Annotated in this window: 8 protein-coding genes; 6 read left to right on the top strand and 2 right to left on the bottom strand. The window is 50.3% G+C overall.

What is annotated here, in order from left to right; translation table 11 throughout:
• Window positions 1-51: 51 nt before the first annotated feature.
• The gene (gene rclR, locus OGY37_RS02080; protein WP_048214745.1) at window positions 52-906 is read right to left on the bottom strand and encodes a reactive chlorine-specific transcriptional regulator RclR; all 855 of its coding nucleotides are present in this window, start codon (window positions 904-906) and stop codon (window positions 52-54) included.
• A gap of 238 nt (window positions 907-1,144) precedes the next feature.
• On the opposite strand from rclR, the gene rclA reads away from it, so the two are divergent.
• The 6 genes from rclA to OGY37_RS02110 all read left to right on the top strand — a co-directional run bounded on the left by rclA (window position 1,145) and on the right by OGY37_RS02110 (window position 6,185).
• Window positions 1,145-2,470, top strand: a complete 1,326-nt coding sequence (gene rclA / locus OGY37_RS02085) for a reactive chlorine resistance oxidoreductase RclA (protein WP_286619946.1) — start codon at window positions 1,145-1,147, stop codon at window positions 2,468-2,470.
• A gap of 172 nt (window positions 2,471-2,642) precedes the next feature.
• Window positions 2,643-2,873 carry a reactive chlorine resistance periplasmic protein RclB gene (rclB, locus tag OGY37_RS02090; RefSeq protein ID WP_186336574.1) on the top strand — a complete coding sequence of 77 codons (231 nt, stop codon included), beginning with the start codon at window positions 2,643-2,645 and terminating at the stop codon, window positions 2,871-2,873.
• Between the two features lie 11 nt (window positions 2,874-2,884).
• Window positions 2,885-3,445 (top strand): reactive chlorine resistance membrane protein RclC, encoded by a 561-nt coding sequence (gene rclC / locus OGY37_RS02095; RefSeq protein WP_126318916.1) that lies wholly within the window; start codon window positions 2,885-2,887, stop codon window positions 3,443-3,445.
• A gap of 573 nt (window positions 3,446-4,018) precedes the next feature.
• A complete protein-coding gene (locus tag OGY37_RS02100; protein ID WP_148362295.1) occupies window positions 4,019-4,714 on the top strand; it encodes a flagellar brake protein in 696 nt (231 codons plus the stop codon).
• A 21-nt stretch (window positions 4,715-4,735) separates the two neighbouring features.
• Window positions 4,736-5,317: a helix-turn-helix transcriptional regulator gene (locus OGY37_RS02105; RefSeq protein WP_174785022.1), complete on the top strand. Its 582-nt coding sequence runs from the start codon at window positions 4,736-4,738 to the stop codon at window positions 5,315-5,317.
• Window positions 5,318-5,417: 100 nt separating this feature from the next.
• Window positions 5,418-6,185, top strand: a complete 768-nt coding sequence (locus OGY37_RS02110) for a putative bifunctional diguanylate cyclase/phosphodiesterase (RefSeq protein ID WP_003831149.1) — start codon at window positions 5,418-5,420, stop codon at window positions 6,183-6,185.
• 144 nt (window positions 6,186-6,329) lie between these two features.
• Here the strand turns inward: OGY37_RS02110 and OGY37_RS02115 are convergent, their stop codons facing one another.
• Window positions 6,330-15,650 (bottom strand): autotransporter outer membrane beta-barrel domain-containing protein, encoded by a 9,321-nt coding sequence (locus OGY37_RS02115; RefSeq protein WP_286619948.1) that lies wholly within the window; start codon window positions 15,648-15,650, stop codon window positions 6,330-6,332.
• Window positions 15,651-15,773: the final 123 nt, after the last annotated feature.

A 15,773-nucleotide genomic window follows, 5' to 3' on the forward strand; every position in this document is an offset into this window, starting at 1 on the left:
TGCTTTGAAACGCTCGCCTGCGTCGGTTTGGTCGCCGAAGCAGGCGCTGCGTTATACCTCCAGTGCCTTCACGCGTTTGCGGTACTCGCCCGGCGTACAGCCAAATTCTCGTAAAAAGACTTTATGGAATGACGATTCGCTGGCGTAGCCCACCGACTCGGCCACCACAACCAATGGCTGCGACCCACGTGACAGCATCTGGGCAGCGAATTGCAGGCGTAAAGTGGTTAATACTGCGAGCGGCGTGGAGTTTGAGACTTCACGAAATAGCTGCGCGAAGCTGGCCCGCGACATATGCGCACGTTTCGCCAGTTCTTCGACGGTCCAGGCAAACGCCGGGGACTCCAGCATCATGAAGACGACAGCCCCTAGTTTGGGATGAAGCAGTAGATTCAACACGTTTTGAACGGGGGTCGCCTTGGTTAACCATTCGCGAACGGCTAAGGCGAACAGTGTGGCGCATTGTTGACTGCAGACTACACTGGAACCTGGCAGAGTACTCATGGATTCCTGTTGCATCAAAGCAATCATGGCCTTGAGCCAATGGCTGACAGGGCTATTTTCATCAGGTGCCAGAACCAATACTTCCGGTAACGCAGTTAAAAAATAGCGTGAGGAAGCGTGCAATCGAAGGCTGCCACAAACAATGTGTGTTTGTTCATCGCCAGACTGGCAGAGCCGATGTGCGGAGTTTTGCGGCAGGATCACGATAGTACCGGGCCGCAGAGTAAAAGATGTCCCATCGGGCATGTCCAGTTGGGCTGCACCTTGTGTGACCGTATGCCAGCGGATAATGGACAATTCACCTGCTGCGTGCGGCAGTTGCCAGTCCCTGCTCAGTAGGCAGTTTTGGTCAATTGAGCCTTGTGGGTCGTTAAGCATCAGTAATCGGCTAAGGGCATCCATGGAGACTCCTGAACATTTTTTTGTTGTCGTTTATTGAAACGCTATTATCTCTTTATTTCATTATTATATTAATACCTTCAAAGTGTTAGTGTAATGATTCATTCTAGAAATGTTAGTCATCTTTAAGGCTAATTTAGACGATCTGACAGTTATCGGCGAGTTGTGGATACATTGTTCAGGCAGAGTTAGAGCTATATTTCAGTTCATCAAACGAACAGTGACTTGGCGGAGAGACAGCATGAATCAGTATCAGGCGATTATTATTGGATTTGGCAAAGCGGGTAAAACGCTGGCGGCAACACTGGCCAAAACGGGTTGGCGGGTAGCGATTATTGAACAGTCAAACACCATGTATGGCGGGACATGCATCAATATCGGCTGTATCCCAACCAAAACCCTGGTACATGATGCTGAACTTCAGCATGACTTTACCGAAGCAATGCAACGCAAGGCCTCTGTTGTCAGTTTTCTGCGCGATAAAAATTTCCATAATCTTGCCGATCTGGAAAACGTGGATGTGATTGAAGGTCGTGCTGAATTCGTTGATAACCATACTGTGCGAGTCGTGCAGTCAACAGGCGAGATTGAGCTGAGCGGCGAGAAAATCTTTATTAATACTGGCGCCCAGTCAACGATTCCAAACGTTGAGGGATTAACCACGACACCTGGCGTATTTGACAGCACCGGGCTGTTGAATTTGACGCAACGTCCAGAGCGTCTGGGCATTTTGGGCGGTGGGTATATCGGCGTTGAATTCGCATCAATGTTTGCCAACTTTGGTAGCAAAGTCACTATTTATGAAGCAGCTCCGCAGTTTTTGCCTCGTGAAGACCGGGATATTGCTGACGCTATCGCCAACATTTTACGCGACAAAGGCGTCGAGCTGATCCTCAATGCCAACGTGCAGTCGGTCTCCTCTCATGATGGTGCAGTACAGCTGCACATGCCGGAGGGGGCCCAGACGGTGGATGCGCTGTTGGTAGCATCAGGTCGCAAACCGGCGACAGAAAACCTGCAATTGCAGAAAGCGGGTGTGGATGTAAACGATCGTGGTGCCATTGTTGTGAATAAATATTTGCGTACATCGGCAGATAACATTTGGGCAATGGGCGATGTCACTGGTGGATTACAATTTACCTATATCTCGCTGGATGACTTCCGTATTGTGCGTGACAACCTGCTAGGCGAGGGGGTACGTAACACGGGCGATCGTCAAAACGTACCGTATTCCGTCTTTATGACGCCGCCGCTTTCCCGCGTCGGAATGACTGAAGAACAGGCTCGCGCCAGCGGTGCGGCGGTGCAAGTCGTGACGTTGCCGGTAGCGGCTATCCCGCGAGCGCGGGTGATGAATGATACGCGTGGTGTTCTTAAAGCGGTGGTGGATAGTGAAACGAAACAAATATTAGGCGTATCGCTGTTGTGTGTGGATTCTCATGAAATGATTAATATCATCAAGACGGTTATGGATGCAGGGTTACCTTATACCACATTGCGTGACCAAATATTTACCCATCCAAGCATGAGCGAATCACTAAACGATCTCTTTTCTCTCATTAAATGATAATAGCGTAGTCTGCATATTTGCCCCACCCGTGTGGGGCTTTTTTTTATTTGTTTTTTATATTCCTGATACTAATTGACAGTTATTCTGGCGTTACGGATGGAATAAAATAAAGTGACATGTTTTATTATATTCCCACTGAAATAACTCGTTAATGGAAATAGAAATGAACATGTTTAAATCTACGTTACTAATGACTGCGTTACTGACTGCTCCGGTGACATTTTCCGCGTTAGCGCAAACAGAGGTTGCCCACATTAGCGTATCAGCCGTGTCTGGCTCTCCTTCCGTGGTGGAAGATGCCATTGCGAAACTGGCGCAGGAAAAGAATGCGACTTCCTGGAAAATTACCTCAATGCGCATTGATAGCAGCACTCACGCAACGGCAATTTTGTACAAGTGAGGAGAGCCGGGATGGAAAAGTATCTTCGTATATTGGGCAAAGGCGATAGGGTTGGATTAACCTTGATTCGCTTGAGTATCGCGATTGTTTTTATCTGGATTGGTTTATTAAAATTTGTACCTTACGAAGCCGACAGCATTACGCCGTTTGTCGCCAATAGTCCGGTAATGTCATTTTTTTATGAGCATCCAGAAGAATACAAACAACATTTAACCCACGAAGGTGAATTCAAACCGCAGGCTCGTGAATGGCAGACGGCGAATAACACGTATACGTTCTCAAATGGCCTGGGCGTAGTCGAAGTTCTTATCGCTTTGCTGGTGCTGGCTAATCCTGTTAGCCGTTGGTTGGGATTAATTGGCGGCGTTCTGGCATTTGCCACACCAATTGTTACCTTATCATTTTTAATAACCACACCAGAGGCATGGGTAATGCCACTGGGTGATTTACACTACGGATTTCCGTACTTGTCAGGCGCCGGACGGTTGGTGTTGAAAGACACGTTAATGTTGGCGGGAGCAGTGATGATCATCGCAGATTCATCCCGATCAATAATTAAGCAGCAGTATTGAATTTTTAACGTTGTGCCCTCTGTAAGATAGTAAGCCACTATAGTTCGATTCGGTACTTACCGGGCCAGCAGGATGCTGGCTTTTTTTCTGCCTTAAGGGAAATTTATTGTAAATATAAGATTATTCAGTTTAGAAGAATAACTAATCAGTTCTATTTCCCTGATTAATGATATAGTGCTGTAAGCATTTTTCCTCCTTCCTGTGAAAGCGCGGCAACCCGCATACTGCGTAGTCTTCCGGCCATAAAAGCTCCATTTTTCTCTATTTTTTTCTGTACAATTCTTGCTATTTGTTATCTCAAAATCATATCTCAAAAAAGCTTGTTATTCATTTTTGTTATAGTTAATCAACAAGTTCGCGTGGTTTTAGGCATGTCTTAAGCTAGAATTAATCCTGATTAAATGTTTTTACGTATCAATAAATGACTAAAGATAGTTAAAAACTTAATTTTTAACCAACTGTTTGACATGGAATCCACTATGGTAATTAAGCACCAGGGGTGGATGCTGATCTCGCGTTTTGTGAGTAACCAAAGGCGGGACATATCTTAAATATGGAAATAAGGGTTTTAGAATGAGCTTTGGCTTAGCAAAGGAAGACAAGTTTGAAATCATCGCTATCCTTCGTGAAGAGCTTCATAAGAAAACGAAACTGGAAATCCTGTGTGGAGACAGTAGCGTTATCACGCAGTTAGAGAAGGTTGATTTCGAACGGTTTGTCATCTCCGGACACGGAGATATTGTTCCTGAAAAGGTCCAATACTTTATCCTGCACAGCGAAAGCGGGATTGTAAAATTTAGTGCCAGGTTCGAACAAACCTCGTCAGCAGGTGCGGAAGCAGGATTATCCTACTTCATCCCGGATATGATTTTCTTTGCCCAGCAGAGACAAAATCAGCGTTTTTCATTCCTGAAGGGTTATGACTTTTTCTGTTTTGGTCGTTACAAAAATGGAGAAAACTACTCTCTCAAGATTAAAAATATTTCGCAGGGGGGTTGTGCGTTAATCGTTAAAGATGTAAACGCCCGTTTTCTTTATAAAGATGCGGTGATTAAAAATGCATCTCTGGATTTCGATACCTTTGGCAGTTTACAACTGGACTTAAAAGTGATCGATGTCGTCCCGATCAATGAATTTGATGAGGATAATCAGTTGTATTCCTGTCATCAGATTTCATGTGAGTTCGACTTTAAAAATCGTCGTGAAGAGACTGAAGTCGAGAAAATCATTATTAAATTTTTAATGAGTAACAAGATTAGAAGCTTATAAGGAACGGTGAACAGGATGTTGATGTGTGGCAGTGATAATTTTGTGGGCAATGGTATGTTTGCCTACCTGACCAGCAAACATGTACCGATACAAACATTCCAGTTTGAGGATATGTTGCATCAGTCATCATTATGCCAGCATCAAACCATGGTTTTTAATATCATTGATAATGAACAAGCGTGTTCAGACATTGTTCAGTTTTTGAATAAAAACCGATTCAAATTTTATAATAACGTCGTGGTGATTGTTGCTGATAGTTTGGTGGCGAAATTATGCGTAGAGTTATTATATGTCGAAAAAACAATAGTTTTGACTGAAAAATCTTCACTGCGTGATTTTGGTCAATTGGCGACATTATCAGTCGGGAAATGGAACCCCCGACTGTATCGTTCGCAGAAGAGATTAACCGAAAGAGAACAGCAGATCCTGAACTTACTGGTAAGTGGTTATACAGCCAAAGAAATTTCTGAGTTAGTTAGCCTGAACTATAAAACGATTCAGGCACATAAGATGAGAGTCGTCGCCAAGCTTGGCCTGATCAATACCTCTGATTTAAATAAGTTAATTGTCAGATTTACCCATCGTATGTCTTTTTTACCCTAACCTGACCATTCTTTTCTGATGTAATACACCTAATAGTAGATACAATTCGGGAGTGATTTTGACTGGTTTTTAATTTTATGATTTGTAGAGGGAGAGGGGAATGTTTAATTCCAATGAGGTGCTAACTGCGCTTGAAAAGGCTTTGAATACCAGTCAACTTTATATGGTTTATCAGCCTATTTTCAACTTGCATGCTCAGCGTATAAGCGGATTTGAAGCATTAATGCGTTGGAATAGTCCTCAGATGGGTATGATCTCTCCCGATGTTTTTATTACCTTACTGGAAGATAGCGGCAATATTATTTCCATTGAAGATATGGTTACTCACTCTCCGTGGGATGTTGCAACTTCCTGGCCTGACCCCATTGTATTATCCGTCAATATTTCCGCGCTTGAATTCTGCGATCCTCTGTTACCCCAACGCGTCAGACAAAATCTTGCCACTTCCGGATTGCCGGTCCATCGATGCCAAATAGAGGTCACGGAAACGTCACCGCTGTGTGACAGCCAGATTGCGGCTAAAAATATGACGGAATTAAAGGCGATAGGGGTCAAGCTTGCGCTTGATGATTTTGGAACCGGTCATGCTAATCTTAATTACCTGTTGAAATATCCTTTTGATACCTTAAAAATTGATAAGGAATTTGTCACCGGTATTGAGCCCGACACCCGATCAACAAAGATTGTTGAGGGTATTATTTCCCTGGCGCATAATTTTGGCATTGAAGTTCTTGCCGAAGGGGTGGAAACCCAGTCCCAACTGGAGCGGTTGATGCAGATTGGTTGTGACAAAATTCAAGGCTTTTTCATTTCTCCCCCGGTGCTGGCAGAAGAGATCCCTTCACTCTTAGCACAATATAATCGTTAATCCCTCCTTTTCACGTTTCCCAACCCCCTTGGTTGTTCCGCGTTGCTGTTAAGTCTGCAGGCCTGATAAGCGTAGCGCATCAGGCGGCCCTGAACGGCAAAAAAAAGCCCCCTGCAGAACAGGGGGCTGGTGAGTTATGTCTGCTTAGAACGATTTCTTAAAGCCGATAGAGGCATTGACCGGCGCTTCTACCTGCGATTTACTGTCGCCGTTGCTGAATTGCGTACCCAGCTCACCGTAGACCTGCAGGTTTCTGTCGATGGACCATGACAGGCCGGCTGCAACTTCAGTGCTGGAGTACTGCTGTGAAGATTCCAGCGTGGTGGTGGCTACCGCATTGCTAAAGTGCGTTTTGTCTTTTGAACCCAGACCCTGCCAGACGTTAACCCTGCCGTACGGCTGGAATTTGCCATGGTTGGTGTCATAGTCAGCGACCAGACGCACGCCCAGACGCGCGGTAAAGGAATCCGCGGTATCCATTTTCACTTTCGTTGGGGTCACACCATCCAGCGTGCTGTTATCAAAGTCGCTGTACTGGTAGATCAACTGAGCCTGAGGTTCCAGACTCCATGCGCTGGCACCTAAACGGAACGATTTACCTACCTCTGTCGACGCCGTCAGCGTGTTGCCTCTGACCGTATACGAGCCGTTGTTACCGGTCGCCTCCAGGCGGGATTTATGGTTACCGTACTGCAGGACGTTATCAACATACATACCGTCACCCGAGAACCAGGTAGCATAGCCGCCGACGTAAAATGCGTTGTCGTCGATGTTACCGCCTTTGCCATCGCTGCCTGTCTTCGTGCCTTTTACGTTGCTGTCGATATCAAGGATGCTGGTATACATCCCGGCTTTCCAGCTTTCGTTAGCATACATATCAACGCCGACCTGAATGCCCATGGTATGAGAGCTGGTTTGCGTACCGGCCGCGTCATCCAGTTTGGTTTTGCCGGAGTAGCCAATCATTCTTGCCCACGCGCGATTGTCTTCATCAATGCCCGGTTTAACCTCGTCACCCATACGTTGGTGCATGTTACCCAACAGGCTAATATCACCCTGACGTACGACGCTGGCGAGGCCAGAATACAGCATGGTTTCTGGACGGTATTCACTTCTCAGATACCAGTTTTCACCCAGGCCTTGAGCATTACCCGCATGCAGTTGGTACTCAAACGCACCTGCAGCCATACGATCGGCGGCAAGATGGAAGGCATCCCGCGACGTTTGCGCGGTGGTGGTTGCGCCATTGAGCGCTGTCACCACTTCGATACCATCCCCAATGGTCGGCGCGCCGAGACCAGAACCATCGACATCCAGCAGCGTGCTACCGCTGGCTTTACCGCCATCGATAATCAGACGGTCGGCAATGCCTGCGCCGCTACCATTCTGGATAGCCGCCATGTTGATAGTCCCTTTTTCGCCGGTGTAATCCCCTTTGACGGTTAAGGTTGTGCCAGTCTGCTGACCGATGAGTGAAACATCGCCGCCGTTGCTCAGGCCCGCTACCGTCTGGTTGTAACCCTGCGTGTTCAACGTGGTGTCAGCGACAACGTAGTGGTGCGATGCGCTACTCAGGGTGTTGGTATTACCCGCCTGCAGCACGCCGTTGGCAATCAGCGTTGCGCCGCTGTAGCTATTTTCACCTTGTAGCTCCGTCACACCGCTACCGGTCTGATGCAACTGGCCTTCGCCGCTGATATTACCGGTCAGCGCCAGGGTATCGCCACGATTGACGTTGAGTACGCCGTTATCAACGACATCCCCCTGAATGCTGCCGATATCACCGCCGTTACCCAGCTGTAAAACACCTTGTTCGATGGTGGTGCCACCGGTGTAGGTGTTATCCAGCGTCAGGGTGAGGGAGCCTTTACCGGTTTTGGTCAGTTGACCGTTACCCTCGACTTCAGTCAGCAGAGAAACGTCATGCCCGTTGGTGTCGAATGTCCCGCCTCCGGATTCCAGCGTCACCTGACGGGCAGTATCAAACGCTTCGCCATACTTCAGCGTACCGCCATTAAAGGTAATTCCCGTATCTGCCGCACCCAGGTTGGTATCGCCCGCTACCTGCAGCGTCCCGGAGGTGATGGTCGTTCCACCGCTGTAGGTGTTGTCGCCCGTGAGGATGAGGGTACCGAGATCACCTTTATTCAGGCCGCCGGTACCGCGGATGACGCTGTCGATAGTCGCGGTGTAGTTAGCGCCCTCTACCGTGCCATCGCCAACGCGAATCAGGGTGTTGGCCGTATCGGTGGTAATGGCTTCGCCGCCCACGCGATAACCATCGGTGGCGAACTGCGCGCCGCTAATGATGACGTCGCCTTTGCTGTTATCGACGGTCACGTTGCCTGCTTCACCCTGGAAGACGGCAAACGCGGCATCGGTAAACGGTGCGTTCAGCGCGCCTTCCGGCGTTGATTCATCGGTAGTCCAGTTGTCGTTACCCTGGCTGGATTGCCAGATACCGTCGCCGCCGTTGATGACGCCGTTGTTTTTCAGCTCGCCATTCTCACCACCGGTGCCGTCCCAGAAGCGCAGCGTCAGTCCGGCGTGGTTGACCAGGTTGACCTGATTTTTCACCGATGTCTGCACGTACAGGCTGTCAGCCGCTTCCGGCGCGTTAGCAATATCCATCACATTGTTGGTCAATGTGCCGGTGTAGTTGATGACGCGATAGACGCCGACATCAAAGCTGCCGCCTGGTGAGGTTTCAATGTTGAGCTTACCGTCAAGCGTCAGATCGCCGTTTACGTCAATCAAGTCGTTGAAGGCACCGCCCGGGGTGTAAGCCTGACCAAACTGATAATCCAGCTGTGCGTTATCATTGAGCGTCAGCGAACCGGTAGTCAGTTTACCCACGCTGTTGATGGCCGCACCTGCGGTAATATGAGCGTCGTCCAGCACATCAACCGCGCCGCCAATAATCCCGTTACCGCCGAGCGTTGCCCCGGATTTCACTGTCACCTGGCCGGTAGCCGCAGACTGATTACCGTTGACCAGCAGTATGCCTTCATTGACGTCCGTGGTGCCGGTGTAAGTATTATCGCCGGTCAACGTTAACGTACCGTCACCGATTTTCACCAGACTACCGTCGTTGCCGCTGATAATGCCGCTGATGGTGTCATCAAGATGCAGATTACCCAGCGACAGCTCTTTATTGCCCAGTTCGACATTACCTGCGCCGGACAAGGAGCCGATCGATGTTGCGCTGTCGACTGCGCTGATATCGACCTTACCGCCCGCCAGGTTTTTAACGACGGTATTTTCTGCCATCGTCTGGTCAGCAAAGGTCATCAGTCCGCTGTTGTTCACGGTGGCATTGCCGCCGCTGGCGTCTTCTTCCAGCGCCAGAGTACTGTCTTTTGACACGTTAACCGTCGCGTTGCCCGCGGTGGCGTTGTTGGTTAACACCGCTTTCGCCGTGCCCGTCAGGTTCAGCATTGCGCTCGCTGCGGTGACGTTATCTGCCAGCGTTAACAGGCTGTCGGCGATGTTCATGGTCAGGGATTTCAGGCTGGTATCTGTCCCGCTGACATTGAGCGTCGCGCCCTTATTGACGTTCACGGTGCTGCTTTCATTACTGCCAAAGGCTCCGGTTTTGCTGACGTTGACCGTCACATTGTTGGCGTTTCCGGTACCGGCAATTTCTGTATCGCCTTTGTAGCTGTTTGCGCGGTCGAGCGACAAGGTGCTGCCCGCATCGCTAGAGCTGCTGGTGACTTTCAGTTTACCGTCGCCGGTAATCTCCCCGGTTGGCGTGAAGTGGTGCGAATTGAGATCGAATACCGCTGCGTTCTCATTCGCTCCCAGCTCAATGGTGCGATTGCTGGTCAGGTCCGCGCCCAGTTGCAGCGTTGAACCGTTATTGATTGCCAGGTCAGTTCCGCTCTGGCCGAGATTGCTGTCGGAGGAGATCTGCAACGTGCCGCCATCAATGCGTGTGCCGCCGCGATACTCGTTATCGCCGCTGAGGATCAGACGGCCAAGGTCGGTTTTCACCAGCGTCAGCTTGTCAGCAGTACTGGCTTCGCGGATAACAGACTCAATGGTCGCGGTATAGTTTTGCCCCGCGCCACCGGCGCCAACGCGCAGCAGCAGTTCGCCAGTTCCCGGCGTCTGGCCTGCGTGGGTCGCGTTTTCCGTGGTGGCATACGCGTTAAGCGCATCGCCTTTAACGACATAGCCATCGGCATCAAACTGTGCCCCGGAGAAGTTAACTTCTCCCGCGGCGTTGTCCACGGTAACTGTACCGCCTTTGGTGGTGAAGACGGCGAAGGACTTCTGTGCCCAAGGGGCGTTACCTTCACCGGTTGCGGTGGTCCAGTTGTTATCACCCTGGCTGCCGATTGCCATCCATTTGCCATCGCCACCGTCAATTTTGTTGTCGCCTTCAATGCCCGACGCGCCGTGGCTCTGATTGACGGTTGCGCCGTCCCAGAACTGCAGGGTAACGCCGTTGGCGTTCACCAGGTTGACCTGTTTGTCGATAGAGGTCTGGACAAAAATATTGCTCTTATCCTGGCTGTCCGGTATTGCGCCTAATTCCAGTGTCTGGTTATCCAGCGTGCCGCCGTAGTTATAGATACGGTACACACCCGGTCCGAAGTTACCGCCCTGTGAAGTGGTGACATCCAGAGTCCCGTCCAGTTGCAGATCGCCTGCGACGTTAATCAGATCGTTTAGCGCGCCGCCTGGCGTATAGGCCTGACCCAGTTCGAAAGCGGAGGTCGTTTTGCTGCCAAGCTGCAGATTACCGTTAATGGATAACGTACCCGCACCACCGTCACCGGCGCTGAGGGTCGTGGCATCGTTCATCAGCACGTTGCCGCCGATAGTGCCATTACCGCCAAGTGTGGACGTGCCGCTAACGGTGGTGGCACCGCGCGCCGCGCTTTGATCGCCATTCACCAGCAGCGTGCCGTTGGTAACGGTGGTGTCGCCGGTGTAGATGTTGTTACCGTTCAGACGGGTAATGCCGCCGCCGATTTGCTGCAGCGCGCCAATACCGGAGATCACGCCGTTGAGCAGCACGGTGTTGGCGCGATTAATCGCCAATATGCCGTTGTCGATAATGTCTGACACGGCGCTGACTTCGCCTGTATTTCCGCCGTCACCCAACTGCAGCGTACCGGTTTGAGCGATAGTGGTAGAGCCGGTGTAGGTATTGTTAGCGGTGAAGATCGTGGTACCGCCCGCCGCACGTTCGAACTTCCCGTCACCGCTGATGATACCGCGATAAATTTGCGCCGCTGAAGCATCACCCTGGGTATCGAAGATAACCTTGCTGCCTGCGCCCTGGGTCGTAACATTGTAATCGCCAATGCTTGCGGCAGTACTGGTCGGCTCGACGTGGTCGCCGGTGCTCAGGGTTGCGCCATTGTTTACGGCGATGGTTTTGCTTGCCAGCGTCAGGTTTTCTACGACACGGACATCTGCGTTTGAGCCACTGATGGTCAGCGAATCCCAGCCGGTGCCGATGTTGGTGCCAGTGGTCAGATTGTCGCTTGCCAGCGTACCAATCTTCGCACCTTTTGTATCTGTGAAGGTGAGGGCGTTTCCGCTACCTGCTTCAGTAGTGACGTGGCGTGTTTTATCCAGCGTCACATTGCCGATGTTGGCTTTATTGTTGCCGCCAGTACCGGCGAAATTCACTTCACCCGCATAGGAGCCACTACGCCAGTTAAAGGTGTCCGTACCTTCGCCGGTATTGATTACGCCGCTGGTTACACCGCCGTTGATATTAATGGTGTCATTGCCTTTACCGGACTGAATGGCCACGGCCGTATCGTTGATGGCCTGCAGGGTTCCCGTGTTGGTAATGGTTTTATTACTGTCGCCGCTGGCGTCAATCACCGGTGAGGTGGTGCTGGCAGAGATAATCTTGCCGCTGTTGGTGACAGCACGGACGTTTTTCGCGATGATCGCTGAACCGCCTGTGCTGTCATGCACGTTGATGTCGGCATTAGTGGTAACTCGACCATCCGTATTAGCGCGAATCCCGCTGCCTTCGCCGTTCCGCACCTCAATGGTATAGCCTTTGCCGATGGTCAGATCGCCCGTTACCGAGTCGCCATTGCGTTCTTCAAAAGCGAAGCCGGTACCTTTCCCGTTGACGTTGAGGATGTTGTTCAACCCATCGTTCATGTTCAGCGCCACGCTAGTCCGAATCCCCGGACCATCGTTGGCATTGATGGTCACATCATTGAGCGAGATATCGGTGTTGTTGGCATCGTTCTGAATACCTGCACCAGTCCCTTTCGCGCTGATAGTCACACCTTTTGCAGCCAGCTTACCCGCTCCCGTATCGAGACGAATACCGTCTGCTGAACCATTGGTCGTGATGGCATCGCCCGCATCACCGGTAATACTCAGGCTTGCACGATTGGTCAGCAGAACCCCTGCGGTTCCATCATCAACGGCTACCTGGCCCAGTCTTTTTATCTGGGCGCTGGCACCTGAAGCCAGTACGCCAATACCGTTGCTGACATGCAGGGCGCTGGAAGAGTTGTTAGTTAAGCTCCCGCCTTCTTGCACATCAACGCCGATGCTGTTTACGCTGTCCAGATCGATAATCGATTTGGTGTTGAGGATCAGGTTACCCAGATTCCTCGCCACATAGGCGATAACCTTGTTGCCGCTGGTTTCAGAGGTAATGCTGGCATCAGAGGTGAGGGTTGTCTCCACCGTTTTACCCTGTTCGGAGCCGTTTAAATTATGCCCCTTGCCGTCAACAATCCCGGCAGTGGTTCCTACACCGGTCAAATTGATGATGGTTTTATCGCTAATATTACCGCTTGCGCCGCCTTCAATCACAATGGCAGTTGCGCCCATCCCCCCAATGTTGAATGTCGCTTCACCGGTGACAACGTCAGTACCTTTCCCTGTACCCAGTACACCAACAGAGTTGTTACCGCTGAGTGATAGTTTAAGATCGGAGTAAGCTCCGCTCACGGGGTCCTTACTGTTACCGGCAAATTTGGCGCCCTCAGCAACACGGAAGATAGTGGTATTAGCCTGACCATTATCATTCATCTCCGTCTTGCCAATGTTAGCGACCGCATTGGAGCCGTATAAAAAGTAGCCTATCTGGTCGGTGCTGTTAAATACAGGGCTACTGTCGTTATTGATATTCGCCGTCGCACTGCCACGAACGTGCACCCCGATGTCCCCGGTGCCCTTCAGCGTAATACCGGAAGAGATATCCGCAATCGCCTGCTTTCCAGCGGAGCCTTCAACCCAAATAGCGTAGTTACGCTCGTTGGTACTACCTTCACCGTTCACTGTAATTTGACCGGCCTGGCTGGTGGTGACTTTGGCATCCGAGCTGTCTGCACGAACATGAATGCCAATATTACTTTTGCCGTTAACATTAATTTGGCCGTCATTACGAATAGTTTGACCAGCATTTGCGCCGCTGTTATGCACCGACATCCCGTAGTTTGACAGTCCGGATGTTGCACCATTAACTGAGATTTCGCCGGAGTTGATAACATTCCCGCTCGCACCAGCGACCAGTAAGCCGGCTGCGTTACGTACGCCGGTTCCGAGGGTAATTTTCCCTTCGTTAGTCACAGTCCCTGCGCCGCGCACATGGATACCTGCGCTGAGGTTAGCGCCGCCAGTCAATTCGACATCCTGTGCGGTGTTAGAACCATCACGACCGAGATAAATCGTGGCGTCAGTACTGTTAGTGAAATTGGCATTTTCAGCCACTTCAACGCCATAAGCGGTACCTTTCCCGAAGGAGGCGCCGTTGGCGTTACCGTCCACCACATTGATCGTTTTGTTGTTAACCCCGGTTGAGTCTCCTGACAACAGCATCCCAATGGCCAGCGTAATTGGCGTTGTTACCGTGGTATTGGTATCCCACGGGTTGGCCGCAGAGGCGGTACCATAGTTACCTGTTGTGACAGCCTGGTTTATGATGCCATCGTTGGTGACAGTACTGGTCCCTTTGCCCTGCATACCGATAGCGCCGTAGCTATTAACAGCCTGTCGTCTATCTTTATCGATGAACAAACCGGAGTTGATGGTGCCGGTGTTGGTTGCCGTAGCATTTTCCGCCAGCATACCAATCGCCAGACTGTGGCCTGTGGAAGTACGCAGTGCGTTGAGGGAACCCTGGTTAGTAATGACAGCGCCATCTGCGCCTTTCATCACGCCATTAATGCTGCCATCTACCGCCAGCACAGAATCTTTGGTCACAGTGCCGGTCGCACCCGCGCCATGCGCGTATACGGCGTGCAGCTCGGTATTACCGATCGTGGCGTTATTGGTATGGCTTTTACCATCCTTCCAGACCTGGTATTGCCAATCAACCGAGCCGGTTACGGTATCGGATTGCAAAACGCTGCTAATCAGATCCGCATACCAATCTTCAACGTCTTTGAGCGACATCGTGCCGCGATTGGCATCCAGCATCAGCTGAAGTTGACTGACCTTTTGCCCCTGCGAATTTAAAACCGTTGCATCACTTTCGCCCAGCAGCCAGTCGTTAAGATCGCCCAGTTCCTGAGTATTGGTGATATCAAACTCCTGAGTGCCGGTTTTCACTGCATCACCGTTGCTATCGTATCCGTAGGTATCGATAGTCAATACTTTGCCGAACTGGTCCATTGTCTGAGAACCGTTAAAGGTTTCGTTCGGGACGACGGGGGCGGCGCCAAAAGAGATGTAGTTATCGGAAATCCAGTTAACCTTGCTGCCTGTACCGCTGGCTTCAAGCAAGGCGCTATTTTTGGCAAGGAGTTTGATGGTGTTTTCTGCATCGCGGGCATTTTTCTGATCGTTACCAATGTTCAGATTGGCCGTCGAACCGTCGCTGGCCTGCGCAATGCCAAAGTTGTTGTAGATTTTAGAAAGGGTTGAGTCATAGGTATTTAACGTTATGCCATCTAACGGAGTTTCGGTCAGATAGCGAACCAGTTCATCGGTGTTGTAGACCTGCATAGCCGCAGGGGTTTCTAATGCAGGATCGATGATAGGAATTTCTTTATCTTGCGAAGGTGTCGTTGATGGCTGGTTGAAGTAATACTTTTTCAGATCTTCAACTTCGGTAATCGGGGTGCTAACGCCCCCAATGTTCGCCGTGAGCGTAATCTTCTTTTGCTCTAGCAACTGCTCAATAGTGGCTGATTCGACCAGCCCGGTTTGGCCTTGTTCAATTTTCGGCAATGCGCCAGTGACGTTTAACACTGCACCGTTAGTGGCGTTCTTGTAGAGGAAGCCATCATTGTGGATGTCGTCGTTCGTGCCCGGTTTAATAACAATATTGTTATAATCAACGGAAATATCATGATCGCCAGTTTCATCCGCCATAACAAGCGGAGAGGTGCTGAGTAATGCCGTTGCTGCCAATACTGCAACCGTTTTACGCGAGCTGCTTTTTTTCTTTCCTTTGGTTAATTCAGAAACGACCACCCAGATACCGAGTGCCGCGTTCCAAATAATGCTGTAAACTTTGTTCATATATAACCCTCGTCTACATTCCTGTTATGCGTGTGTTAATACATTGAGTTGTTGGCTATGGTTGGCACGCGGATGTGCTACCCGGTAATAGATTTTTTGGAATAGGGTTTCCTTCCGTGCGAT

Source organism: Citrobacter sp. Cpo030, assembly GCF_030333005.1.
Taxonomy (GTDB): Bacteria; Pseudomonadota; Gammaproteobacteria; order Enterobacterales; family Enterobacteriaceae; genus Citrobacter; species Citrobacter portucalensis.